Source organism: Cnuibacter sp. UC19_7 (genome assembly GCF_042699995.1).
Lineage (GTDB): Bacteria > Actinomycetota > Actinomycetes > Actinomycetales > Microbacteriaceae > Cnuibacter.
In genome coordinates this window covers 557,077-581,278 of record NZ_CP170560.1, presented here as the reverse complement: position 1 = coordinate 581,278, position 24,202 = coordinate 557,077, and the positions used below count along the sequence as shown (strand labels likewise).

The 24,202-nt window shown below is 70.4% G+C and carries 21 protein-coding genes and 1 other RNA gene; 12 read left to right on the top strand and 10 right to left on the bottom strand.

Features of this window, described 5'->3' with window-relative positions:
• Positions 1-8: 8 nt before the first annotated feature.
• Together ACFJGV_RS02770 and ACFJGV_RS02765 are read right to left on the bottom strand one after the other, a co-directional pair.
• On the bottom strand, positions 9-488 hold the full coding sequence (locus tag ACFJGV_RS02770; protein ID WP_378146666.1) for a hypothetical protein: 480 nt from the start codon (positions 486-488) through the stop codon (positions 9-11).
• Between the two features lie 4 nt (positions 489-492).
• Positions 493-1,092 (bottom strand): hypothetical protein, encoded by a 600-nt coding sequence (locus ACFJGV_RS02765; protein WP_378146664.1) that lies wholly within the window; start codon positions 1,090-1,092, stop codon positions 493-495.
• A gap of 105 nt (positions 1,093-1,197) precedes the next feature.
• Here ACFJGV_RS02765 and ACFJGV_RS02760 point away from each other — a divergent pair, with 105 nt between their 5' ends.
• The 6 genes from ACFJGV_RS02760 (at position 1,198) to rnpB (ending at position 7,235) form a co-directional block, all read left to right on the top strand.
• Entirely contained in the window at positions 1,198-1,635 is a 438-nt protein-coding gene (locus ACFJGV_RS02760; RefSeq protein ID WP_378146663.1) for a DUF3151 domain-containing protein, read from the top strand.
• 2 nt (positions 1,636-1,637) lie between these two features.
• Positions 1,638-2,471: an SDR family NAD(P)-dependent oxidoreductase gene (locus tag ACFJGV_RS02755; protein ID WP_378146662.1), complete on the top strand. Its 834-nt coding sequence runs from the start codon at positions 1,638-1,640 to the stop codon at positions 2,469-2,471.
• Between the two features lie 28 nt (positions 2,472-2,499).
• Positions 2,500-3,318, top strand: coding sequence for a Nif3-like dinuclear metal center hexameric protein (locus ACFJGV_RS02750; RefSeq protein WP_378146661.1), 819 nt, complete (start codon positions 2,500-2,502; stop codon positions 3,316-3,318).
• A 25-nt stretch (positions 3,319-3,343) separates the two neighbouring features.
• Positions 3,344-4,078 (top strand): zinc ribbon domain-containing protein, encoded by a 735-nt coding sequence (locus ACFJGV_RS02745; protein ID WP_378146659.1) that lies wholly within the window; start codon positions 3,344-3,346, stop codon positions 4,076-4,078.
• Positions 4,079-4,235: 157 nt separating this feature from the next.
• On the top strand, positions 4,236-6,776 hold the full coding sequence (locus tag ACFJGV_RS02740; RefSeq protein ID WP_378146657.1) for a LamG-like jellyroll fold domain-containing protein: 2,541 nt from the start codon (positions 4,236-4,238) through the stop codon (positions 6,774-6,776).
• Positions 6,777-6,871: 95 nt separating this feature from the next.
• Positions 6,872-7,235: RNase P RNA component class A (gene rnpB / locus ACFJGV_RS02735), an RNA gene on the top strand.
• A gap of 53 nt (positions 7,236-7,288) precedes the next feature.
• On the opposite strand, the gene ppgK is transcribed toward rnpB, so the two are convergent.
• Complete coding sequence (gene ppgK, locus ACFJGV_RS02730) at positions 7,289-8,092, bottom strand: polyphosphate--glucose phosphotransferase (protein WP_378146655.1); 804 nt, start codon at positions 8,090-8,092, stop codon at positions 7,289-7,291.
• A gap of 87 nt (positions 8,093-8,179) precedes the next feature.
• On the opposite strand from ppgK, the gene ACFJGV_RS02725 reads away from it, so the two are divergent.
• Positions 8,180-8,368, top strand: a complete 189-nt coding sequence (locus ACFJGV_RS02725) for an SPOR domain-containing protein (protein ID WP_378146653.1) — start codon at positions 8,180-8,182, stop codon at positions 8,366-8,368.
• 11 nt (positions 8,369-8,379) lie between these two features.
• Here ACFJGV_RS02725 and panB read toward each other — a convergent pair whose 3' ends face one another.
• The gene (panB, locus tag ACFJGV_RS02720; protein WP_378146651.1) at positions 8,380-9,213 is read right to left on the bottom strand and encodes a 3-methyl-2-oxobutanoate hydroxymethyltransferase; all 834 of its coding nucleotides are present in this window, start codon (positions 9,211-9,213) and stop codon (positions 8,380-8,382) included.
• 90 nt (positions 9,214-9,303) lie between these two features.
• Here panB and ACFJGV_RS02715 point away from each other — a divergent pair, with 90 nt between their 5' ends.
• The 4 genes from ACFJGV_RS02715 (at position 9,304) to ACFJGV_RS02700 (ending at position 16,143) form a co-directional block, all read left to right on the top strand.
• Complete coding sequence (locus ACFJGV_RS02715) at positions 9,304-11,295, top strand: hypothetical protein (RefSeq protein ID WP_378146649.1); 1,992 nt, start codon at positions 9,304-9,306, stop codon at positions 11,293-11,295.
• A gap of 116 nt (positions 11,296-11,411) precedes the next feature.
• Positions 11,412-12,749, top strand: a complete 1,338-nt coding sequence (locus tag ACFJGV_RS02710; protein ID WP_114704815.1) for a glutamine synthetase family protein — start codon at positions 11,412-11,414, stop codon at positions 12,747-12,749.
• Positions 12,750-12,777: 28 nt separating this feature from the next.
• The gene (locus tag ACFJGV_RS02705) at positions 12,778-15,765 is read left to right on the top strand and encodes a bifunctional [glutamine synthetase] adenylyltransferase/[glutamine synthetase]-adenylyl-L-tyrosine phosphorylase (protein WP_378146647.1); all 2,988 of its coding nucleotides are present in this window, start codon (positions 12,778-12,780) and stop codon (positions 15,763-15,765) included.
• Positions 15,766-15,807: 42 nt separating this feature from the next.
• On the top strand, positions 15,808-16,143 hold the full coding sequence (locus tag ACFJGV_RS02700; protein WP_378146646.1) for a hypothetical protein: 336 nt from the start codon (positions 15,808-15,810) through the stop codon (positions 16,141-16,143).
• A 37-nt stretch (positions 16,144-16,180) separates the two neighbouring features.
• On the opposite strand, the gene ACFJGV_RS02695 is transcribed toward ACFJGV_RS02700, so the two are convergent.
• Positions 16,181-17,002 carry an aldo/keto reductase gene (locus tag ACFJGV_RS02695; protein ID WP_378146644.1) on the bottom strand — a complete coding sequence of 274 codons (822 nt, stop codon included), beginning with the start codon at positions 17,000-17,002 and terminating at the stop codon, positions 16,181-16,183.
• 334 nt (positions 17,003-17,336) lie between these two features.
• Positions 17,337-18,761 (bottom strand): type I glutamate--ammonia ligase, encoded by a 1,425-nt coding sequence (gene glnA, locus ACFJGV_RS02690; RefSeq protein WP_378146642.1) that lies wholly within the window; start codon positions 18,759-18,761, stop codon positions 17,337-17,339.
• Positions 18,762-18,943: 182 nt separating this feature from the next.
• Here glnA and ACFJGV_RS02685 point away from each other — a divergent pair, with 182 nt between their 5' ends.
• Positions 18,944-19,372, top strand: a complete 429-nt coding sequence (locus ACFJGV_RS02685) for an RDD family protein (RefSeq protein WP_378146640.1) — start codon at positions 18,944-18,946, stop codon at positions 19,370-19,372.
• A gap of 47 nt (positions 19,373-19,419) precedes the next feature.
• Here ACFJGV_RS02685 and ACFJGV_RS02680 read toward each other — a convergent pair whose 3' ends face one another.
• The 4 genes from ACFJGV_RS02680 to lpdA form a co-directional block, all read right to left on the bottom strand.
• Positions 19,420-20,136: a DUF4191 domain-containing protein gene (locus tag ACFJGV_RS02680; RefSeq protein WP_378146639.1), complete on the bottom strand. Its 717-nt coding sequence runs from the start codon at positions 20,134-20,136 to the stop codon at positions 19,420-19,422.
• 97 nt (positions 20,137-20,233) lie between these two features.
• The gene (locus ACFJGV_RS02675) at positions 20,234-20,410 is read right to left on the bottom strand and encodes a hypothetical protein (RefSeq protein WP_378146637.1); all 177 of its coding nucleotides are present in this window, start codon (positions 20,408-20,410) and stop codon (positions 20,234-20,236) included.
• 828 nt (positions 20,411-21,238) lie between these two features.
• Positions 21,239-22,714 (bottom strand): 2-oxoglutarate dehydrogenase, E2 component, dihydrolipoamide succinyltransferase, encoded by a 1,476-nt coding sequence (gene sucB, locus ACFJGV_RS02670; protein WP_378146635.1) that lies wholly within the window; start codon positions 22,712-22,714, stop codon positions 21,239-21,241.
• A gap of 43 nt (positions 22,715-22,757) precedes the next feature.
• Entirely contained in the window at positions 22,758-24,131 is a 1,374-nt protein-coding gene (lpdA, locus tag ACFJGV_RS02665) for a dihydrolipoyl dehydrogenase (protein WP_378146634.1), read from the bottom strand.
• Positions 24,132-24,202 lie beyond the last annotated feature (71 nt).

Here is a 24,202-nt window from a genome sequence, read left to right as displayed (position 1 = left end):
ACAGTGACCTACTCGGACCCAGACCCGGGGTCGTCCTCCTCGGCGTCTGAGAGGTCGTCGACCGCGACCGGGGCGGTGCCGACGAAGCGCACGGCGAGGCCGAGGTCGCCCGCGAGATCGAGGTCGGCCTCGGCGAAGCGGAGGAGCCAGGTGCCGTCATCCCACACCGTGGCCTCCGGCATGCCGAACGGCGACGGCGGTTCCGACAGACGCCCGCGATCGGCATCGGTGAGTTGCCGGCCAGCGCCGGGCAGCTCCTCGACCAGGTACGCCGTCGCCACCTCCACCAGTTCGTCGAAGCCGCCGATCACGCCCTCGGCCGTCTCCCGCGCCTCGCGCGACGGCGAGGCCGCGGGCTCGACCACGACGCTGACCATCGAGTGCTCGTCGCGGGGCAGCTCGCCAGACCAGCAGGCCACCTCGTCCCCGTCGGTGATCAGATCGAGCACGATGTCTCGGATGCGGAGCTCACGGGGCAGGTCGGTCATGGTCTCAGTCAAGCAGAGCATCCTGTCCGGGTGCCCCCTCTTCGTACCAGGGGGCGTGCATGCACAGCCACGACGCCCATCGGTCGAGGAGCTCTTCGCGCCTCTCGGGTGACGCCACCAGGATCTCGATGCCGTCGTCGAACGGGTGCACGAGCCACGCGAGGTCGGGCGGGCCGATCATCAGCATGCCGTGCGAGCCGTCTGCGACCCGTCGGACCAGCGTGTCGATCGTCGCCCGATCGAGCTGAGGCGCCGCATGCACGTGCTCGGAGTACCCGCATCCGAGCCGACGCCCGTCGAGCCCCGGCAGCGGCGTCCAGTCGCCGCGCTCCGGCGGCTCCTGATCGATCCACAACCCGACGAGCGAGTCGTACCCGGGCTGGAGATCATCGAGCACAGCCCGAACACGGCGTCGCTCCTCGGACCGCGAGACGTGGAACGGCTCCGCGAACCCGGTGTCGTCGGATCCGTCGAGCCGGATGCGGCGCCACGGGTACATCTCGGCGACATGCAGAGGGACGGGCGGGGCGTCTCCCCAAAGCCGCCGCCAGGAGCGGGCGATGTCGTCGAGGGGGTGCAGGAAGGATGCGGTGGTGTTCGGCATGGCGCGACGGTACCCAGCGCGCGCACTGGATGGCGCGGAGGGCGCGAGGTTGTGGACAACATCCGACGCAGCGGACGCGGTGCAGGAGGGACGTACGATCGGAGCATGACCTCTGAGAACCTGCTCGGCCTGCCGCCGACCCTGCTCCCTGCCGAACCCGGCGTCGCCGACGCGCTCGCTGGGGCGGTGGGCTACGAGGTCGACGAGGTGCTGGCAGAGACGGTCACGCGCTTCCCCACGTCGTCACTCGCCTGGGCCACCCTGGCGGATCGCGCCTGGTCGCGTCGCGAGAAGGTGCCCTCCTACGCCTATGCACGGGTCGGCTACCACCGCGGGCTCGACGCGCTCCGGAAGGCCGGCTGGCGCGGCCAGGGCCCGGTGCCGTGGTCGCACGAGCCCAACCGCGGCGTGCTGCTGTCGCTCTACATGCTGCGCCGCGCGGCCGAGGGCATAGGCGAGACGGCGGAGGTGGAGCGCCTCACCGAGTTCCTGAACGGCGCCGACCCGCAGGCCATCGCCCGCATCGAGGCGGGGGAGCGGTAGCGATGGGCGAGCGTGTCGTCGTCGTCACCGGCGCCAGCTCCGGGATCGGCCGGGTCGTCGCCTCGCGGCTCGCCGACGACGGCGACACGGTCGCGATCGTCGGGCGCAACGCGGAGCGCACCCGCGCGGTGGCCGCGCAGACCGGGGGCCGCGCGTTCATCGCCGACTTCGATCGCCTCGACGACGTGCGTCGGCTCGCGGCGGAGCTCCAGGACGCGTACGACCACGTCGACGTCCTCATGAACAACGCGGGAGGTCTCGTCGGCACCCGCAGCCTCACCGCCGACGGACACGAGCGCACGCTGCAGTCGAACCACCTCGCCCCGTACCTGCTGACGCGCCTGCTGCAGCCCGCGCTCGAGCGCGGCACGGATGCCCGGGTGGTCTCCACCGCGAGCGTCGCCAACCGCTTCGGCCGGGTCGACCTCGACGACCTCGAGTACGAGCGCCGTCCATGGCGCAAGGGCTGGACCGCGTACGGCCAGGTGAAGCTCGCCACGATCCTGTTCATCAAGGAGCTCGCCCGTCGCTGGGCGCCTCTGGGCATCGACGCGTTCTCGGTGCATCCGGGAGCGGTCGCCACGGGCTTCGGCACCGACTCCGGTCTCATCCGGTTCGCCAACATCGTCACGCGCGGGCACTACGGCCTCACCCCCGAGGCGGGAGCGGTGCCGCTCTACGCGCTGGCGAGCAGCGCACCGGTCCCGGCCGCGAGCGGGGCGTACTTCGACCGGCTCCGGGCGAACGGCGCGACGGCGCTCCAGGCGACGGATCAGGACCTCCAGGCCGCTCTCTGGGCCAGGACCGCCGAGATGGTCGGGCTCGATCCGGAGTGACGCCCGCGACGCGGATAGGGTTGTGAGGATGAGTACGACCGTCGCCGAGTTCAACACCGTGGTCGAGTCCCTGTGGCCGACCCGCTACGCCGAGGGCTGGGACGCTCCCGGCCTCCTCAGCGGAGATCCGGATGACGACGTCGAGCGCGTGCTGCTGGCCGTCGACGCGGTGCGCGCCACCGTCGACGAGGCCGTCTCGACCTGTGCCGACGTGCTGCTCACGCACCACCCGCTCCTGCTCAGAGGGGTGACGACCGTCGCGGAGACGACGTCGAAGGGGTCGCTCCTCGCGACCCTCATCCGCAGCCGCTGCGCCCTCATCGCCGCGCACACGAACGCCGACATCGTCGACGACGGCACATCGTCGGTCATCGCGAAGCGTCTCGGCCTCGTCGACCAGCAGCCCATCGTGCCGGGGGAGCGCGAGGGCACCGGACTCGGTCGCGTCGGCCGCCTCGAGCGTCCGATGGCACTCGGGCGCCTCGCCCTCGCGCTCGGCGAGCTGCTGCCTGCGACCGCCACCGGTGTCCGCGTGGCGGGTGACTACGAGCGCCAGGTGCAGACGGTGGCGCTCTGCGGCGGCGCCGGCGATTCCCTCCTCGACCACGCCGCGGTCACCGCGGCCGACGTCTACATCACCTCCGACCTCCGTCACCACCCCGCGAGCGAGGCCCACGAGCGCGCCCTCCTCGGCGGCGGCCCGGCACTCATCGACACGTCCCACTGGGCCAGCGAATGGCTCTGGCTGGATGCGGCGGCCGCGCAGCTGCGGTCGGCCCTGCCCGACCTCGAGATCGTCGTCAGCGAGCTCCGCACCGATCCGTGGGAGTTCGTGATCACCCAATGACCCCGTCCGAGAGAAGGACCACCCGATGAAGGCACCGGTCGCAGCTCAGCGCCGACTCCTCGACCTCCAGGCGGCCGACAACCGCATCCTGCAGGCGAACCGCGCCATCCAGAAGCTGCCGCAGCTGGCCAGGCTCGCCGAGCTCGAGCGCCTGTCCGCGGAGGCGCGGAACGAGTACGCCGCTGCGAGCAACGAGCGTGAGCAGGCTCGCGTCGAGATCTCCCGGATCGAGGCCGACGTCGAGACCGTCGAGGCCCGCGAGAAGCGGGATCGTGACCGCTTGGCGTCGTCCAGCTCGACGAAGGACATCCAGGGTCTCGAGTCGGAGCTGGCCTCGCTCGCCGCGCGCCGCTCGACCCTGGAGGATGCCGAGCTCGAGGTGATGGAGCGCGTCGACGGGATCGAGGCGCGGCTCGCCGAGATCGTCACCCGGCGAGACGACCTCGCCACGGAGGAGCGGCTCCTCGCCGCCGAACGCGATGCCCAGCGCGGCACGCTCGAGCGGCAGCGCGAGGCCGCCGCCTCCGAGCGTGCGGCGATCGCGGCGGAGGTGCCCGCCGATCTCCTGGCGCTCTACGAGCGGCAGCGCGAGCGTTACGGGATCGGGGCCGCCCTTCTGCAGCGCGGCATCTCGCTCGGCAGCAACGTGGCGCTCACGGCGGAGGACCTCAACGCGATCCGTCGGGCGGATCCGGAGGACGTCGTGCTCTGCCCGGACTCGAGCTGCATCCTCGTGCGTACGGAGGAGTCGGGCCTCTGAGACCCGTGGCCCGCTGACGGACCACCGTCGGCGGCCGTCCGTTCACCCCCTGGTCGGGGGGTCATTCATCGCGCGTCCACACACCGTTCGTCGAGGGTGAGGAGGGTGGCTGAGGCTCTTGGCAGCCTCATAGCCCTCTCATCGACAAGGACGATCTGTGACCTCCTCTCCTCCCGAACCGCGCTCGACACGCGGCAGGCACGGCGGACGCGCATTCGCGCGCACCCTCGCCGCGACGGCCGCGGGCACCCTCGCGCTCGGCACGCTGATCGCGGCCCCCGCGGTCGCCCAGGCCGCGGCTCCGGCCGCCCCGACCGACGACGAGCTCGGCTCGCGGTTCACCCTCGCGGTGCTCCCCGACACCCAGTTCTACTCGCGCTACTCGGCCGACCAGTTCATGCCCCGCTATGGGAGCGACCCGTTCGCCGAGCAGACGCAGTGGCTGGCGCAGAACGCGGACGCGCTCGACATCCCGTTCGTCACCCACCTCGGCGACATCGTCGACCGAGTGGGCGTCGAGCGCGAGTGGCAGGCGGCGGATGCCGCCGTCCGCACCCTCGACGACGCAGCGCTGCCGTACTCGATCCTCGCGGGCAACCACGACGTGCGCAACAGCACCGACACGCTCTACGACGACCAGTACGACCTCAGCCGCGAGCCGTTCCTGCATTGGTTCGGGCCGGAGCGCGCGAAGAACGTCTCGACGTTCGAGGGCAGTGACCCGACCGGGATGAACCAGTTCCACATCTTCGAGGCGGACGGGCAGCAGTACATGGTGCTCGCGCTGTCGTGGCGCGCCTCCGACGCCACCCTGCAGTGGGCGAGCGACGTGATGGCAGCGCACCCGACCGTGCCGGTGATCCTCACCAGCCACGAGGTGCTCAACATCGACGCCGACCAGACCACTCCCCGGGAGACGGACTACGGCCTGAGGCTCTGGGACAAGCTCATCAAGAGCCATGACCAGATCTTCCTCACCCTCAACGGGCACTTCCACGGCGCCTCCCGTCTGGACAAGACGAACGACTTCGGACACACCGTCACCGAGGTCGTCATCGACTACCAGATGGCGTACGAGGGCGGCGACGGCTACCTCGGCCTGTACGAGTTCGATCTCACCCACGACGTCATCAACGTGCAGACCGCCTCGCCCTGGGTCACCTGGAAGCCCCAGGAGTCGCTGACCAGCTACGACCAGCCGCTCCTCGAGGGGCCGCAGCAGAAGTTCTCGCTGCCGATCGACTTCTCGGAACGCTTCTCGGGCTTCAACCCGTCGTTCTCGGCCGGCCCGGCGGATGAGGCATCACTGTCGCAGAAGGCGCGCGACATCCTGCTCGACGGCTTCGAGGGCCCGGACCCGGTCTTGACCGAGCTGCCCGGCAATGAGCAGGACTTCGTCGAGGTGCCCGGCACTCTGGCGCACTGGCGCTTCAACGGACTCGACGGCGTCGTGGGCACCGACACGGTGATCCCGGATGTGGCGGGCGGCAACGACCTGCACCGTCCGGATCCGGCGACGACGAACACGACCGGCACCGAGCTCTCGGACGTCACGATCGAGAGCGGCGACGTGCACGGCTACTCGTCGGACGGTGCGGCGGTCTGCTTCGCCGACTCGAGCGGGTCGCGCTACAGCTACCTCACGACGGATGCGGATGCCCCGGTCAACGACGCCGACCTCTCGAAGGGGTACACCATCGAGACCTTCGTGAAGATGGACCCGACCTGGGACTCGGGGACGAACGGCTGGTCGAAGTTCCTCGTGCACACCGGCAACCGGTCGAAGATCGACGGCTTCGCCCAGACCCAGTGGGACTGGACCGCCTCACCGACGGCCCTCGGCATCTCGAACCTGCGCGAGTTCCAGTGGACGGCTGTGCCCGGCGACCCCACCAAGGGCGACAAGACCGCCTGGTCGGGTGAGATCATGGTCGACGCCTGGGCGCACGTCGCGATCGTCGGCGACCCTGAGGACGCCACCGTCACCATGTACGTCGACGGCGCCCCGGTGCTCCGCAACGCGATGGATGCTGCCGGCCTCGCGGCCAACCCCCACATGCCGTGGATCCTCGGCGCCGACTGGGTCGACGACGCGGCCCGCAACGGGTGGAACGGCTGCGTCGGCGAGACCCGCATCATCGACCACGCCACCGGTCCCGCCGAGTGGCTGACGTCGCGTGCCGACCTCACCGGCCTCACGGTCTCCGACGCGCCCACGGGTGAGCTGCCGGCCGGCAGCACCGTCGCGGAGCTCAGCGGCACCGGACTCCCCGGCGCCACCGTCCGCGTGGACGGCGGAGTGATCGCGGGCATGTCGGCTCTCGATGCCTCCGAGGCCGTCGTGGCCGAGGACGGCACCTGGTCCGTCCCGTTCGCCGCGCCGCTCAGAGACGCGGGCAGCTACCAGTACGCGGTGACCCAGGCGCTCGGCACGCGCGCCTCCGAGCCCGTCGCGGTGGCGTTCGCCATCGCCGCCGCGGTGGACCCGGGCCAGCAGCCCTCGCCCGGCGCGGGGAACGGTGGCGGTGCAGCGGGCGGATCGGGTGCGGGCACCGGCTCGACCGGCGCCGGATCGTCCGCCGCGGGCAGCCTCGCCGCCACGGGCTCGGAGCCGGCGCTCCCGTTCGGCATCGCCCTCGCTGCCCTGCTCGCCGGCGGCGTCGCCCTCGTCGCGCTGCGGAGGCGCACCCGGGCCTGATGCCCCTCCGCACGGACGGCCCGTCCCCGGCATCCCCGGGTGGCGGGCCGTCCGTCTGCCCTGGCACCCGCATCCGCTACCCTGGAACCACGTGAATGGGTCGGCGGACGGTCGCGTCGTGGGGCGAGAGCCCCGCGCCGAGGAACGTCCGGGCTCCACAGAGCAGGGCGGTGGGTAACACCCACCCGGGGTGACCCGCGAGACAGTGCCACAGAGAACAGACCGCCGGAGGGGAACCTCCGGTAAGGGTGAAACGGTGGAGTAAGAGACCACCAGCGACCGGGGTGACCCGGCCGGCTAGGCAAACCTCGTCCGGAGCAAGGTCAGACAGGAAGCGTCGAGGTGGCTCGCCGAGCTTCCGGGTAGACCGCTAGAGGGTCGTGGCGACACGCCCCCGAGAGAGATGGCCGTCACGGAGGAGACTCCGTACAGAACCCGGCGTACAGCCGGCCCATTCACGCCTCGCGGCGCCTGGCCGCGCCAAGGCGCCGGTGGCGCCCAGCGCCCCGCGCCTACTCGAGGCGCAGCGACTTCGTGGTCGAGAGCCGAGCCGCACCCATGATGCCGGCGTTGTTGCGCAGCTCCGCCACCACGATCTCGGTGTTCAGCTCGAGCAGCGGGAAGAAGTCGCCGTAGTTCTTCGACACGCCGCCGCCGACGATGAAGAGGTCGGGGGAGAGCAGCGCCTCGAGCTCGTGGTAGTAGGTGTTGAGCCGCTTGGCCCACTTCTTCCAGCTGAGGTCCTCGCGCTCCTTGGCCGAGTACGCCGCCTTGGGCTCGTAGTCGCCGCCGTCGATCTGGATGTGGCCCAGCTCGGCGTTGGGGATGAGCACTCCGTTGTAGATCAGCGCGGTCCCGATGCCGGTCCCCAGCGTGGTGAGGATCACCAGGCCCTCGCGACCCTTGGCAGCGCCGTAGGTGACCTCGGCGTACCCCGCCGCATCCGCGTCGTTGACGAAGGTGATGTCGCGACCGAGCTCCTTCTCGAAGAGCGCCTCGGCCTCGAAGCCGATCCACTTCTTCGACACGTTCGCGGCCGACATGGTGCGGCCGTGGCGCACCACGGCGGGGAAGCAGATCCCGACGCTGGCGCCGTCCGGGATGTCGCCGAGCGAGCCGAGGAGCTCCTTCGTGGTCGCGACGATCGCGTCGGGCTCACCGCCGTCGGGCGTGGGCAGCTTCTTCCGCTCGGTCAGGAGCTCGCCGGTCGCGACGTTGACGATCGCGCCTTTGATGCCCGTCCCGCCGATGTCGATCCCCACCGCCACGGTGTCGGACTGGGTGGCCTCGTTGCTCGCAGACGCGGACTCCGTCATGATCCCTCTCCATCGGTCGGCTCTATGATCAGCTTAGAGGGGCGCAGCAGTCGCGCCCGGCTCGAGAACGAACCTCCGGAGGACCCCATGGCCGAAGATCCGTCGACCCAGTACTGGTACAACATGAAGACCGGCGAGGTGGAGCAGGGGTACACCTCCAGCGTCGTCGACCGTGTCGGCCCGTTCGCCACCCGCGAGGAGGCCTCTCACGCGCTCGAGAAGCTCCACGAGAACAGCGCGAAGTGGGCCGAGGACGACGCCCGAGAGGGTCGCTGAGCCTCGACTCGTCACTCGTAGCTGTGCTCGGGGCCGGGGTACGTCTTGTCGGCGACCTCGGCCCTGAACTGTTCCACGGCGTTCGTGAGCGCGCCACGGAGATCGGCGTACTGCTTCACGAACTTCGGGACGCGTCCGGTCGAGAGGCCGGCGAAGTCGGTCCAGACCAGGAGCTGGCCGTCGACGTGCGGTCCGGCTCCGACACCGATGGTGGGGATGCGGAGCTCGTCGGTCACCCGGCGCGCCGCCTCGGCGGGCACCATCTCGAGGACGACGGCGAAGGCCCCCGCGTCCTGCACGGCGCGCGCGTCGTCGAGCAGCCTCTCGAGCTGGTCGCCGCGGCCCTGGATGATGTGGCCGCCCAGACCGTGCTCGCTCTGGGGGGTGAAGCCGATGTGGGCCATGACCGGGATGCCGGCACCCACGATCCGGTTGATCTTGTCGGCGCTCCGCACACCGCCCTCGAGCTTCACCGCATGCACCCGTGACTCCTTCATGAAGCGCACGGCCGTGCGGAGGGCCTCCTCCGCGCTCGTCTCGTAGGAGCCGAAGGGCATGTCGGCGATCACCAGCGCGCGCTGCGCGGCGCCCGCCACCGCGCGGGCGAACGGGATGAGCTCCTCGACGGTCACCGGCACGGTGGTCTCGTAGCCGAGCACCGTGTTGCCCGCCGAGTCGCCGACCAGGAGGAAGTCGACTCCCGCCTCGTCGAAGATCTGGGCCGTGAGCTGGTCGTAGCTCGTGAGGCCGGTGATGACGATGCCGTTGTCCTTGGCGTTCTGGAAGTGGCGGGTCCGCACCCGCTTCACGACGGCGCGCTCGGGCACGGAGGACTGCTCTGGCATGTCGTCAGTCTAGTTCCGCGGGGCCTGGGTATTGTGGCTGTCACGCGACCCGAGCGCGTGACAACGCCGATCCGAGTTCGAAGGGGAGACGTGGACCGACGCAGAGCCATCGGGATCCGTGCCACTGCCGCAGGGGTCGCCATCGCCGCCCTGACCGCGACCTTGTGGGGCGCGTCCGGCGCGATCGCCGCGCCCGTGCCGGCGGCGCCCAGCGCGGCCGTCAACGCGGCCTCGCTCGCCCCCGCGGCCGAGATCGCGCCGGCGGACTGCCCTCCCGGGACGCCCGGCGGGGCCGCGTGCGGCACCCTCACCGTGCCCGAGAACCGCAACAACCCGTCCTCCCGCACGATCGGCCTGCCCTACTACCTGGTCCCCGCGTCGCAGCAGCCGGCCTCCGGCGCGCCCGTCCTCGTGATGACGGGCTCGACGACGCAGTCGACCGCGGTCGCCGAGCGCCTTCTGAGCGATTCCGCCATCCGCTCGTCCCACGACGTCGTCGTGCTTGCCCCGCGCGGCGGATCCGACACGACCGAGCCGTTCCGGTGCGACGCCGCGGTGAGCGCGTACATCGGCGCGATGACCACCACCGACACCCCCGCCGACGAGATGGGCGACGTGGTCACGGCCATGCAGACCTGCATCGCCGACCTGATCGCCTCCGGCGGCGATCCGAGCGGATACAACCGGGCCCAGACGGCCGCCGACATCGTCGAGCTGCGGGCGCTGGTCGGCTATCCGACGTGGACTCTCTTCGGTCAGGGTGCCACGACGAGCGTCATGCAGACCGTCGCGGCGGCCGACCCGGGAGGGGTCGCCGGGCTGGTCCTCGACGGGTTCGTCCCCGCCGATCAGGACCTCAAGGGCCTCGCCTATGCCGGCCTCTCCACGGCGCTGACCACCCTGTCGGCGCGGTCCTCCGACGAGTACCCCGACCTGCCGACGACCCTGTCCGACGCGGGCACGGTCGTGGGCGACGACTCCGCGAACGGCATCGTGCACGACCCCGTGTCTCAGCGCGACCGCTACTACGACCTCACGGCCTCCGACGTCGTGACCCTGACGCAGCTTGCGCTCCGCGATCCCGCCGCGGCCGAGAGTCTCCCCTTCATGCTGACGCGGGTGTCGGGTGGCGAGACCGACTCGCTGCAGCCCTTCGCCGACGTCGCCGTCCAGCGCTTCGTCGACGGGGATCCCGCGCTCACCTGGCTGCGGCAGTGCCAGGATTGGCAGCCCTTCTGGTCGGCCGATCCCACGCTGCCGGCGCCGGAGGGCTCCGGCGAGGACCCGACGCCCCTGCCCGGGCTCACCACCTTCGTGGCGGCCGACAAGATCTGCTCGAGCATCGGCGTCCCCGCGGTCGATGCCGGCACACGCGGTCTGCCGGCGAGTGGCGCTCCGGCGCTGGTGTTCGCCTCCGACACCGACCCCGACGTGCCTGCCGACTCGGTCACTGCGTTCGCCGCGGGCGCGTTCCCTGCATCGCAGGTGGTCCGCATGCAGTCGAACGGCGCAGACAGCGCCATCGCCCTCGACTGCGGCCTGCAGCAGGTCTCGACCTGGCTCGCCTCGCCCGGCGCGGCGGTGCAGACGGAGTGCACCGACGGGGCTGAACGCTATCCGGTGATCGCCGCCGACGACGTGCACGAGACCATCCGCGTCGCCGCGGTCGTCGACTCCGTGCGCACCCTCGACCCACTGGGCCTCGTCGTCCCGCTCGTCTTCGGCGCGTTCGCCGTGCTGTGGCTCCTCGGCTGGGCCATCACCCTGATCGTCCAGGCCGCTCGTCGCGAGCCGGTCGGGCTCCTCATCGCCAGCGGACTGCCCCCGGTGACGGGCGTGGCGTTCCTCGTCGCAGCGTGGATCGTCGTCTCAGGGGCGATCGCAGCCACGCCCGGTCTGGCCCTCGTGGGTGTGCCGACCATCCTGCCGTGGCTGGGCATCCTGCTGGGCGTGGGCTTCCTCGCGATCATCCCCGTCTGGCGCCTGCGCGGCCGGGGCGCCGCGGCTCTGGCGGCGAGCGCGACGCTGGTGTGGATCGCGATGATGGTGTGGTTCGCGTGGATCGCGGTGCTCTCCAGCTGAACGTCGCATCCGCGGTCGTGCCCAGCCCGGCCGGGGCGCTACACGAACCGAGGGCGGAGCCGATACCCTGAACACAGGGCGTGATCCGGCGTCCTGAGGAAGGGTCTGCATCACCGATGGACAAGCAACGGGACTTCGTTCTGCGCACGATCGAGGAGCGCGGGATCAAGTTCGTCCGGCTCTGGTTCACCGACGTGGTGGGCACACTGAAGTCGGTGGCCATCGCCCCCGCCGAGGTCGAGGGCGCCTTCGCCGAAGGACTCGGGTTCGACGGCTCGGCGATCGAGGGGCTCACCCGGTCGTACGAGGCCGACGTGCTGGCGCATCCCGACCCGACGACCTTCCAGATCCTGCCCTGGCGCGGTGAGGTCGATCCCACCGCCCGCATGTTCTGCGACATCACGACGCCCGACGGCCAGCCGGCCGTCGCCGACCCGCGCAACGTGCTGAAGCGCACCCTCGCCAAGGCGGCCGACCGCGGGTTCACGTTCTACACGCATCCCGAGATCGAGTTCTACCTGCTCAAGTCGTCTCAGTACGGGCCCGAGGGCCCCGAGCCGGTCGACTCGGCGGGCTACTTCGACAACGTGCCCGGCGGCACGGCGCACGACTTCCGCCGTCGTTCGGTGCGGATGCTCGAGGACCTCGGGATCTCGGTCGAGTTCAGCCATCACGAGGCGGGCCCCGGCCAGAACGAGATCGACCTGAGGTACGCCGACGCGCTGACCATGGCCGACAACATCATGACCTTCCGCACGGTGATCAAGGAGGTGGCGATCGAGCAGGGCGTCTACGCGACGTTCATGCCGAAGCCGCTGGCCGGTCATCCCGGGTCGGGCATGCACACGCACATGTCGCTGTTCGAGGGCGACTCCAACGCGTTCTACGAGCAGGGCGCCGAGTACCAGCTGTCGAAGATCGGCCGCAACTTCATCGCCGGTCTGCTGCGTCACGCTCCCGAGATCACCGCGGTGACGAACCAGTTCGTCAACTCGTACAAGCGTCTCTGGGGTGGCGATGAGGCGCCGAGCTTCGTCTGCTGGGGCCACAACAACCGCTCCGCCCTGGTGCGCGTGCCGCTCTACAAGCCGAACAAGGGCCAGTCGTCGCGCATCGAGTACCGCGCGATCGATTCGGCGGCGAACCCGTACCTGGCCTACTCGCTGCTCCTCGCGGCGGGCCTCAAGGGCATCGAGGGCAACTACGAGCTGCCGCCCGAGGCCGAGGACAACGTCTGGTCGCTCACCGACGCGGAGCGCCGTGCGCTGGGCTACGACCCGCTGCCGGCGAGCCTCGACCGGGCGATCAGCCTGATGGAGGGCTCGGAGCTCGTCGCCGAGACCCTCGGCGAGCAGGTGTTCAACTACGTGCTGCTCAACAAGAGACAGGACTGGCGCGCCTACCGGGCGCAGGTCACGCCGTACGAGCTCGAGAGCAACCTCGAGATCCTCTGACGAGGGCGGCCCAGGCCGCGTCGGCACCATGCAACGATCCAGGACGTCACTCACCGGGTTCGCCCGGGCCGGCTTCGCCGAGCTCACGCGGGCCGCTGCGGAGATCCCTGCCCTCGCCGACACGCTGGGTCTGGATGCGGAGGAGCTGCTCGGCTCGTTCCAGCGCGCCGCCGACCCCGACCAGGCCCTCGAGGGTGTGCTCCGCCTGCGGTCCCGCCATCCGGCCGTGGTCGACGACGCGCTCCGCAGCGCCGGGCGGACCCGCCTGCTGCTCCTCCTCGGGGCGTCGGACGGGTTGGAGTTCTTCGAGCGCCACCCCACCGAGCTCGCCGCGTTCGCGTCGCGCGCGCCACGACTGCCCGACGTGGTCGAGGCGCGCCGTGAGCTCCTCGACTCGGTGGGCGCCGTCGACGGATTCGCCGCGCAGGCGGGGGAGGACGCGTGGAACGCGCTCCGGGTGCGCTACCGGTCGCTGCTGGCGGGGGTCGCGGCCTTCGACCTCGAGCAGGCGGATCCGCTGGGTGGCCTCAGCGCCGTCACCCGCTCGCTCGCCGATCTCGCGGCAGGGGCGATCGAGGCTTCTCTCGCGGTGGCCCGCACCCAGCTGTCGACCCGCGGGCACGGCCTGTGGTTCTTCCCCGCAGACGACGTGCGGCTGACCCGGCTCGCGGTGATCGCCATGGGCAAGACGGGGGCGTCCGAGCTCAACTACGTCAGCGACGTCGACGTGATCTTCGTCGGCGAGTCGGCCGACGACGAGGCGCTGGAACCCGCGAAGGCGCTCGACATCGCGACGCGGCTCGCGATGCTCACCATGCGCGGCATCGGCGAGGCGGGTCTCGAGCCGGGGCTGTGGGAGGTCGACGCGAACCTCAGGCCCGAAGGGAAGCAGGGCGCGCTGGTCCGGACCCTCGACTCCCACCGCGCGTACTACGAGCGCTGGGCGAAGAACTGGGAGTTCCAGGCGCTGCTCAAGTCGCGGCCCCTGGCCGGCGATCTCGAGCTGGGTGAGGAGTACGCCCGGACGGTCACCCCGATGGTGTGGAGCAGCGCATCCCGCGAGGACTTCGTCGGCTCGGTGCAGCGGATGCGCGAGCGTGTCACACAGAACATCCGACCCGACGACGTCGACATCCAGCTGAAGCTCGGGCCGGGGGGCTTGCGCGACGTCGAGTTCACGGTGCAGCTCCTGCAGCTCGTCCACGGGCAGAGCGACCCCTCGGTGCGTCAGAAGGGCACGCTCGACGCGCTGCAGGCCCTCGCCGACGCCGGCTACGTCGGGCGCGTCGAGGCGGCGGAGTTCGGCCGCGACTACCGCGTGCTGCGCCTGCTCGAGCACCGTCTGCAGCTGCGCCACCTGGCCCGCACGCACCTGATGCCGCGCGACGACGAGGAGTTGCGGGTGCTGGCCCGGTCGAGCGGGCTCGCGCCGAACGCCCACGACCTCGTCGAGATGTGGTCCGAGATCAAGCACCGCGTGCGCTCTCTGCACGAGCGGCTGTTCTACCGTCCGCTGCTCGCCGCGGTGGCCGCCCTCAGCGCTGACGAGATCGCGCTGACCAGCGAACAGGCCGAGGCCCGGCTCTCCGCGATCGGATTCCAGAGCCCGAAGGGCGCGCTGGCGCACATCGCCGCGATGACCTCGGGGGTCTCTCGGAAGGCCACCATCCAGCGGCACCTCCTCCCGGTCATGCTGCAATGGTTCGCCGAGGGTGCCGATCCCGACTACGGGCTGCTCGCGTTCCGTCGGCTCTCCGACTCGCTCGGCGACACCTACTGGTTCCTCCGCATGCTCCGCGACTCTTCTGGCGCCGCTCGTCGCCTCACCCAGGTGCTCTCGGCCTCCAGGTACGTGGGAGAGCTGTTCGAGCGCATCCCCGAGGCCGCTGCGTGGCTCGAGAACGACGACGAGCTCCGGCCCCGTGCCTTCGCCACGCTCGAGGATGAGGTCGCGGCCATCGTGCAGCGGCACGACACGCCCGATGCGGCGGCTCTGGGCCTGCGGACGGCGCGGCGTCGCGAGACGCTCAGGCTCGCGGTCGCGGCCATCCTGGGCATGATCAGCGTCGAAGAGCTCGGCCGTGCCCTCACCGATGTGACGACGGTGCATCTGCGCGGCACGCTCCGGGTCATCCGCGAGGCCACCGCCGCGGCCCGGGGCGACGGCATCGAGTTCGCCATCATCGGCATGGGCCGGTACGGGGGAGGCGAGCTCGGCTTCGGGTCCGACGCCGACGTGCTCTACGTCTACCGGGCGCGCGACGTCGATCCGCAGACGGCCGGCTCGGTCGCGATGTTCATCGTCAACGAGCTGAACCGGCTCACCGACGACGCGCGCCTGCCGCTCGATCTCGACATCGACCTTCGGCCCGAGGGGAAGAACGGCCCGCCCGTCCGCTCGCTCGACTCGTACGCGGCCTATTACCAGCGGTGGTCGCTCACGTGGGAGGCGCAGGCACTCCTCCGTGCGCGGGGCGTGGCCGGCGACCAGTCGCTCATCGACGGCTTCACCGCCCTCGCCGACAGCGTCCGCTATCCGGCGTCGATCGCACCCAAGGAGGTGCGCGAGGTCAAGCGGATCAAGGCCCGCGTCGAGAACGAGAGGCTCCCGCAGGGAGCAGATCCGGCCCGGCACCTCAAGCTCGGCCGGGGGTCGCTGTCCGACGTCGAGTGGCTCGTGCAGCTCATGCAGCTCGAGCACGCCGTCGCCACCCCGTCGCTGCGCACCACCTCGACCCTCGACGCCCTCTCCGCGATGGAGCAGCACGGGTTGATCGCCGGTCCCGACGCGGATCGTCTCCGTGCGGCCTGGCTCTTCGCGTCGAGGGCGCGCTCGGCGGTGACGCTGTGGTTGAACCGGACGTCCGACGTGCTGCCGTCCGACCGCACGCAGCTGGAGGGTGTGGCGCGTCTCCTGGAGTACCCGCCGGGTTCGGCGACCCAGCTGGAGGAGGACTACCTCGGGGTGACCCGGCGGGCCCGCGCGGTCTTCGAGCGGCTGTTCTACGACTCGTGACGCTCGTCGGCGCGTGACCACGACGGGGGATAGAGTCGAGGGGTGGATGGGGTGCACAGCGGCGACGCCGCGAAGTACGACGAGTGGATCGCGGCGATCACCCGCTTCTCCCAGGAGCTCCCGACGCAGGCCGAGCGTCTGCAGGTGAAGCCCACGGGTCCGCGTCGGCGGCCGTGGTGGAGCGTTCCGGTGAGAGTCACCGCCGCCGACCGCAGGGAGATCGCCTCGGCGCTCGTCGCGGTCGATACGGCGGGCGGCTGGCGCTTCGTGGATGCCAGAGGCAAGGATGCGGCGGCGCCCGCCCCGACGGGCCTGGCCGACGCCACCGATCCCACGTACTCGACCTACGAGTGCTTCCAGCGCTTCCTGTCGTCGTAGGGTTTCGCCGGTCGCGGGTCGCTCGTCGCCGGTGACCTCAGTCGACCGTGTCGGAGAGCTCGTCGAGGGCGGCCAGGTCGTCGGGCGAGATCTCGAAGTCGAGCTCGGCGTTCGAGCGGATGCGGTCAGGCGTCACCGACTTCGGCAGCGGCAGCACCTCGTGCTCGAGCAGGTAGCGGATCGACAGCTGGGCAGGGGTGACGCCGTACTTCTCGGCGATCGCCCCCAGCCGGTCGTCGTCGAGGAGGCGACCGGTGGCGAGCGGCGAGTAGCCCTCGACGAGCACGCCGTGCTCACGGCACCAGGCGGTGGTGTCGTCTTGGGTGTGGCCGATGAACCAGCGGATCTGGTCGGCGTGCGGCACCACCTCGGTGGCGGAGACGAGCGACTCCAGGTCGGGGTCGACGAAGTTGGAGACGCCGATGGAGCGCACGCGCCCGGCGCCGTAGAGCTCCTCGAACACCTTCCACACCTCGATGTTGCCCGCGCGGTGGTCGGAACCCATGTCGGTCCAGGGCCACGGCGCGTGGATGAGGTACAGGTCGATCACACCCAGGTCGAGCGCCGCCGTGGAGCCTTCGAAGGCACGTCGCGTGCCTTCCGCATCCTTGATCTCGGCCTTGAGCTTCGTGGTGATGAAGATCTCCTCGCGCGGTACGCCGCTGTCGCGGACCGCCCGGCCGACGCTCGCCTCGTTGCCGTAGGCGGCGGCGGTGTCGATGTGCCGGTAGCCGGCGTCGAGGGCGACGCGCACGGAATCGTACGTCTCGCTCCCGTCCGGGATCTGCCAGGTGCCGAACCCCACCTGGGGGATCTCGACGCCGTTGGAGAGGGTGAAGGTGTCCGTCAGTGCGCTCATTCCCTCATGCTAGGCACGACCATCCCGGGGCCGCCCACGGCGCACCCTCGTGAGAGGTGAGTCAGCGAGGCGTCTCGGTGATCGCGGGTGCCTCCGTCCGCCGCACGACAGCATCGCCGAGAGGTCGCCGTCTGCCCGAGTGATCGGCCCGACGCTCCCGAAGGTGATCAGCGTGCCGAGGAGAGCGATCCCGCCTCCGACCACGATCGATCGTCGACGTGTCGGAGCGGCCAGGGGAGCGATCGCATCCGGTGGAACGACGAAGAGTCCGCACGAGCGGGGATCCAGAGGGCTCTGGACGCTCATGCGGACTCTTCGTGTGAGTCAGCGGGGATCAGACGCCGTAGTAGAGCTCGTACTCGAAGGGGTGCGGGCGCTGGGCGATCGGCTTGATCTCGTTCTCACGCTTGTACGAGATCCAGGTCTCGATCAGGTCGGGCGTGAAGACGTTGCCCTTCGTGAGGAACTCGTGGTCGGCCTCGAGTGCGTCGAGGGCCTCGCCGAGCGACGCCGGCACCTGAGGGATGTTCTTGGCCTCCTCGGGCGGGAGCTCGTAGAGGTCCTTGTCGACGGGCTCGTGCGGCTCGATGCGGTTGAGGATGCCGTCGAGGCCGGCCATGAGCTGCGCGGCGAACGCGAGGTACGGGTTGCCCGAGGCGTCGGGCGCACGGAACTCGATGCGCTTCGCCTTGGGGTTCGTGCCCGTGATCGGGATGCGGATCGATGCCGAGCGGTTTCCGGCCGAGTACACCAGGTTGACCGGAGCCTCGAAGCCGGGCACCAGACGGTGGTACGAGTTCACGGTCGGGTTGGTGAAGGCGAGCACAGCGGGGGCGTGCTTCAGCAGACCGCCGATGTACCAGCGCGCGATGTCGGAGAGCCCGCCGTAGCCGGCCTCGTCGTAGAACAGCGGCTTCCCGTCGTTCCAGAGCGACTGGTGCGTGTGCATGCCCGAGCCGTTGTCGCCGAAGAGCGGCTTCGGCATGAAGGTGGCGGTCTTGCCCCAGAGGTTCGCGGTGTTCTTGACGATGTACTTGAACTTCAGGATGTCGTCCGCCGAGTGCACCATGGTGTCGAAGCGGTAGTTGATCTCACCCTGTCCTGCGGTGCCCACCTCGTGGTGCGCGCGCTCGAGGATGAGGCCCGAGTCGATGAGCTTGAGCGAGATGTCGTCGCGGAGGTCGGCGTGCTGGTCGACGGGCGAGACGGGGAAGTAGCCGCCCTTGTAGGGGGTCTTGTTGGCGAGGTTACCGCCCTCCTCCTCGCGGCCGGAGTTCCACGCGGCCTCGCTGGAGTCGACCTTGTAGAACGAGGAGTTCTGCTTCACCTCGTAGCGCACGTCGTCGAAGATGTAGAACTCCGCCTCGGGGGCGAAGAAGGCGGTGTCGGCGATGCCGGTGGAGGCGAGGTACTTCTCGGCCTTCTTGGCGACCTGGCGGGGGTCCTTGCCGTAGATCTCGCCGTTGCGCGGGTTGTAGATGTCGAAGACCATGATCAGCGTGCGCTCGGCCCGGAACGGGTCGATGTAGGCGGTCGACACATCCGGGATGAGCTGCATGTCCGACTCGTGGATCGAGGCGAAGCCCCGGATCGAGGAGCCGTCGAAGAGCTGCCCGACCGAGAAGAACTCCTCATCGACGGTCGAGGCGGGGATGTTGAAGTGCTGCTGGACACCGGGAAGATCGGTGAACCGGATATCAAGGAACTTGACGTCGGTGTCCTTGATGAACTTGAGCACCTCGGAAGAATCGCTGAACATGAGTCTCCAATGGCTGTGGTACTGAGCAGCTGCGGGTACAGCTACGCGTCACCCTACGGGGGCGTCGTGACGCGGCGGTGTCACCATTGTTTCGGGCATGTTACGTCCACCTGGGTTCTGACGGAATGTGTGCCTGGAGCGGGCCTCAGGGTGCCCGGCCGTGTGGGCGATAGGCTCGACCGGTGAGCAGACCGGATGATCGTCCCGCCTCGACCGGGGGAGCGGCACCCAGCCGGTGGCCGGGTGAACGCCTCGGCTTCCCGCAGGAGGGACGGGGTTCCATCGCTCGACCCGGGCGCCGCGTCGCGGCACTGCTGATCGACTTCGCGCTCTGCTACGTGATCTACTACGCGTTCTTCTTCGGGACCTGGTGGGGCAGCTCGCTGGTCTTCTTCGTGGAGCAGTGCCTCTTCATCGCCACCCTCGGTGGCGGTGTGGGTCACCTGCTGCTCGGGATGCGCGTGGTGCGACTGAACGGGGCATGGGCCGGCTGGTGGCGCCCCATCCTCCGCACGGTGCTGCTGATGCTCGTCGTGCCCGCCGTGATCTGGGACTCGGACCAGCGCGGACTCCACGACGTCTTCTCGGGCACGGTCCTCGTCAAGCGCTGACGCGAGCGGTGCCCGCGGGGGCCCCGTTCACCGGGGCCCGCAGGGGATCAGCGCGGACGCTGAGGGCGCATCCGCATCGGGTCGATGCCCTTGGGGATGGCGACCGGCGACGCCGAGGTCAGCGACGTGAGGCGGTTGCTCACGGCCATCACCTCGGGCTTGGTGAGGACGGGCTTGATGCGCGCCATCTTCGCCGCGACGCGGTGGAGCGGCACGGAGTCCTCGTCCGGTCCGACGACCATGAAGGTGACCGGCACGTTCGGCAGGATGCGCTGCACCTTGCGCTTCTCGTCGTCGAGCATGCGCTGCGTGCGCGTGCGCGGACCCTCGCCGATGAGGACGACGCCCCCGCGGCCCACGGCGCGATAGACCGCATCCTGCGAGCGGGGATTCACCGCGACGGGCATCTCGCTGCCGCGCCAACTGCGACGCAGGGAGCTGCGCAGCACGGCGCCGACGGCACCCGCCTGGCCCTCGATCTGCTTGTAGGCGGCGCGCTCGGCGCGACGCCCGAGGATGACCAGGGCGATGAGCAGACCCGCGAGCACACCCGCGAGGATCCACATGACGATGCCGAACACGTTGTCGCGCGAGATGATCAGCGCGACCGCGACACCCGCGAGGACGGGCAGCGCGAAGCCGAGCGCCATGATCCACATCGCGTTGGGGTCGTAGCGGCGGGTCATCTGGAAGACCTGCCACATCTGCTTCAGACGACCGGGCTCTTTCGGCTGCTTCTGAGCCTTGTCGGAGGAACGTGCCATGTCCTCAAGGATACTTCGTCCGCGGGGCCGTCTCCGGCCTCTCCGTGGCGGGCGCCGCTCCTGCACAGTCCGGCTCTGGTCGCAGATCATCCACTGATCACGTCTGGGCCGACCGCAGTCCGGCTGCGGCCGCCAGGATCGACGCGTGATCCCCAGCCCCGTCCCTCCGCTCCACGGCTACCGCCTCCACGAGGTGGTCCGTGTCGACGTCGACCGCACCGTTCATCGTGGCAGCGGCCCGGCGGGTGAGCCCGTCGAGGTGCACCAGTTGCACGCCGCCTCAGTCCCCGACTCGGCCGTCGATTCGGGCTCGCTGATCGACGTCCACACGGACCACGACGGCGTCACGCTGGTCTTCCAGGCCGAGCAGGTCGCGCGTTCGGCACCGCCGTTCTCCGAGCGACCGCTCGGATCGCCCAGCCGGGGGGCGAGCGAGTCCACGGCGTGGCAGTGGCGCGATGAGGCGCCTCCCGCCCGCGACGACCCCGGCACCGACGGCATCGCAGAGACGATCGAGCCCGCCCTGGCGGCGTTGCTCGCGCTGCGCGACAGCATCGCGCCCCTCGCCTCCGCCCTCCGCCGCCGGATCGGACGCCGCCGTGTGATCGTCGCCGCACTGGCGCTGTGCACGGCGCTGGCCGGAGGCGTCCTGATCTCGGGGATCGTCGGGGCGGGTCAGCCCGAGGGGGATCGTGCCGCCGAGGCGGCGGGCGTCCCGCCTGCGAGGGCGGCGGACGGAGGAGCTTCGGCGTCGCCGTCCGCGAGCTCGACTCCAGCCGATCCGCTGGAGGCCGCCGCCGATCTGCTCGAGGGGCGATCCGCCTGCCTCGCCGTCGCCGACGCCGCCTGTCTCGACGGAGTCGACGAGTGGGGATCGCCCGCTCTGCACGACGACCTCGCCCTGATCGCTCGTGGAGCGGCCGATCCGCTCGAGAGCATCATCGGCGGCATGGACGGGACGTGGCACGTCGTCGACGACCTCGGGGGCGCCGTCCTGCTCGCACCGGCCGCCGCGCCGTCACCCGGAGACAGCGAACCGGCCTCCCTCCTCGTGGTGAGGGGAGAGGCCGGCTGGCTGATCAGGTCGTACGAACCGGGCGGATCAGATGCCCAGGTCGGCGTCGAAGGCACCCTCCTCGAGACGGTTCTTGACCGCCGTGAGGAAACGCGCGGCGTCGGCGCCGTCGACGATGCGGTGGTCGTAGCTCAGCGCCAGGTAGACGGTCGAGCGGACGGCGATCGCGTCGGCGCCGTCGACCTTCACCACGGCCGGGCGCTTGACGACCGCGCCCGTGCCGAGGATGGCGCTCTGCGGCATGAAGACCAGCGGGGTGTCGAAGAGGGCTCCGCGCGATCCGGTGTTCGTCAGCGTAAAGGTGCCACCGGCCAGCTCGTCGGGCTTGAGCTTGTTGTCGCGGGTGCGCGCGGCGAGGTCGGCGATCTCCTTCGCGAAGCCCGCGATGTCGAGGTCACCGGCGTTCTTCACCACCGGGGTGAGGAGTCCGCGCTCGGTGTCGACCGCGATGCTCAGGCCTTCGTGGTCGGGGTAGACGATGTTCTCGCCGTCGACCGTCGCGTTGATGATCGGGTAGGCCTTGAGGGCCTCCGTCGCCGCGAGCGCGAAGAACGGGAGGAACGACAGCTTGCTGCCGGTCTTCTCGAGGAACTGCGACTTCACACGGTCGCGGAGCGCCGCCACCTTCGTGACGTCGACCTCGACGACGGTGGTCAGCTGCGCCGACGCCTGCAGCGAGGCCACGGCACGCTCGGCCACCACCTTGCGGAGGCGCGACATCGGCTGAGTGGTGCCGCGCAGCGGCGAGGTCTCGAGCTTGGTCGAGGCCGCCGCGGCGGGAGCCGCCGACTCACCGGTCGAGGTCGAGGCCGAGGCCGCAGCGGCGAGGACGTCCTCCTTGCGGATGCGTCCGCCGACACCCGTCCCGGTCACGGTGGCGAGGTCGACACCCTGGTCGTGAGCGAGCTTGCGCACGATCGGGGTGACGTACCCGGCGTTGCCCGCCTCGTTCGAGGCCGGCGCAGCGGGAGCTGCCGGCGCAGCGGGCGCCGCGGGGGCGGCGGCTGCCGGAGCAGCAGGAGCCGCGGGCGCCGCAGGAGCGGGAGCGGCCGGAGCAGCAGGCGCGGCCTGAGCGGGGGCCGCGGGAGCGGGCGGTGCCGGCGGGGCGGGCGGAGCCGGGGGAGCGGCGGGTGCCTGGGTCACCGGAGCGGGGGCGGACGGAGCGGGCTCCTCCGCGGGGGCCGGGGCCTCGGCCGACGGCGTGACCACGGTCTCAGGCTGCTGCTCCTGAGGAGCCTCCGGCTCGGCGGGCGCCGATGCCCCCGACCCGTCTCCGATCCGGACCAGCGCGGTGCCGACCTCGACGGTCTCGTCCTCGGGGACGAGGATCTCCTCGATCACCCCGGCGACGGGGGACGGGATCTCGGTGTCGACCTTGTCGGTCGACACCTCGAGCAGGGGCTCGTCGACCTCGACACGGTCGCCGACGTTCTTCAGCCAGCGGGTGACCGTACCCTCCGTGACGCTCTCTCCGAGCGCGGGGAGGTTGACGGATTCGCTCATGGGACTCTCTCTCCTTGTGGGAACTCTGTGCTGGGGGCGCTGATCAGAGCGCGTGGAGCGGCTTGCCGGCGAGAGCGAGGAACGCCTCTCCGAGGGCCTCGTTCTGGGTGGGGTGGGCGTGGACGAGGGGGGCGACGTCCTCGGGGTAGGCCTCCCAGTTGACCACGAGCTGGGCCTCGCCGATGAGCTCTCCGACGCGGGCGCCGATCATGTGCACCCCGACGACCGGGCCGTCGTTGACACGGACGACCTTGATCGAGCCGGAGGTGCCGAGGATGTGGCTCTTGCCGTTGCCCGCGAGGCTGTAGTCGTAGGCGGTGATCGAGTCGGCGCCGTACTGGGCGGCGGCCTTCGCCTCGGTCAGACCGACCGAGGCGACCTCGGGCTCGGAGTAGGTGACCTTGGGGATGTTGACGTCCTCGACGATCTGCGGGTTGAGGCCCGCGATCTCCTCGGCGACGAAGATGCCCTGCTGGAAGCCGCGGTGGGCCAGCTGGAGGCCGGGGACGATGTCGCCCACGGCGTAGACGCCGGGAACACTGGTCTCGAGTCGGTCGTTGGTGATCACGAAGCCGCGGTCGACGGTGACACCCGCCTCCTCGAAGCCGAGGCCCTGCGTGGCCGGGCCGCGGCCGACGGCGACGAGGAGCACGTCGCCCTCGAAGGTCTTGCCGTCTTCGAGGGTCACGACGACGCCCTGGTCGTCCTGTGTGACGCCCGAGAAACGGGTGCCGAGGTTGAACTGGATGCCGCGCTTGCGGAACGCACGCTCGAACTGCTTGCTGATCGCCTCGTCCTCGTTCGGGACCAGGTGGGGCAGCGCCTCCACGATCTGCACCTCGGCGCCGAACGACTTCCAGACGCTGGCGAACTCGACGCCGATGACGCCGCCACCGAGGATGACGACCTTGTTCGGGATCCAGTCGAGGGCGAGCGCGGTCTCGGACGTGATGACACGGCCGCCGATCTCGAGCCCGGGAAGGGTGCGCGAGTACGAGCCCGTGGCGAGGACGACCTTGTCGCCGACGATGGTGTCGTCGCCGACCTGGACGGTGGTGGGCGACGTGAGACGGCCCTCACCGGCGATGGTCGTGATCTTGCGCGCCTTCAGCAGCCCCTGCAGGCCCTTGAACTTGCTCTGGACGACCTCGTCGCGGTACTCCTTCACCGACGGCAGGTCGATGCCCTCGAACGTGGAGCGCACACCGTACTTCGCCGACTCGCGGCTCACATCCGCGACCTCGGCGGCGTGCAGCAGCGCCTTCGTGGGGATGCAGCCCCGGTGCAGACAGGTGCCGCCGACCTTGTCCTTCTCGATGAGCGCCACCGAGAATCCCAGCTCGGTCGCTCGCAGCGCTGCAGCGTATCCGCCGCTGCCGCCGCCGAGCACGACAATGTCAAACTTCTGTTCCGACACCTAGCAACTCCCTCGTGCGTCAGGATCCGGCCTGGCACCGTAGGCCAGGCCTCGAGGGCGAGCGTCTCGCC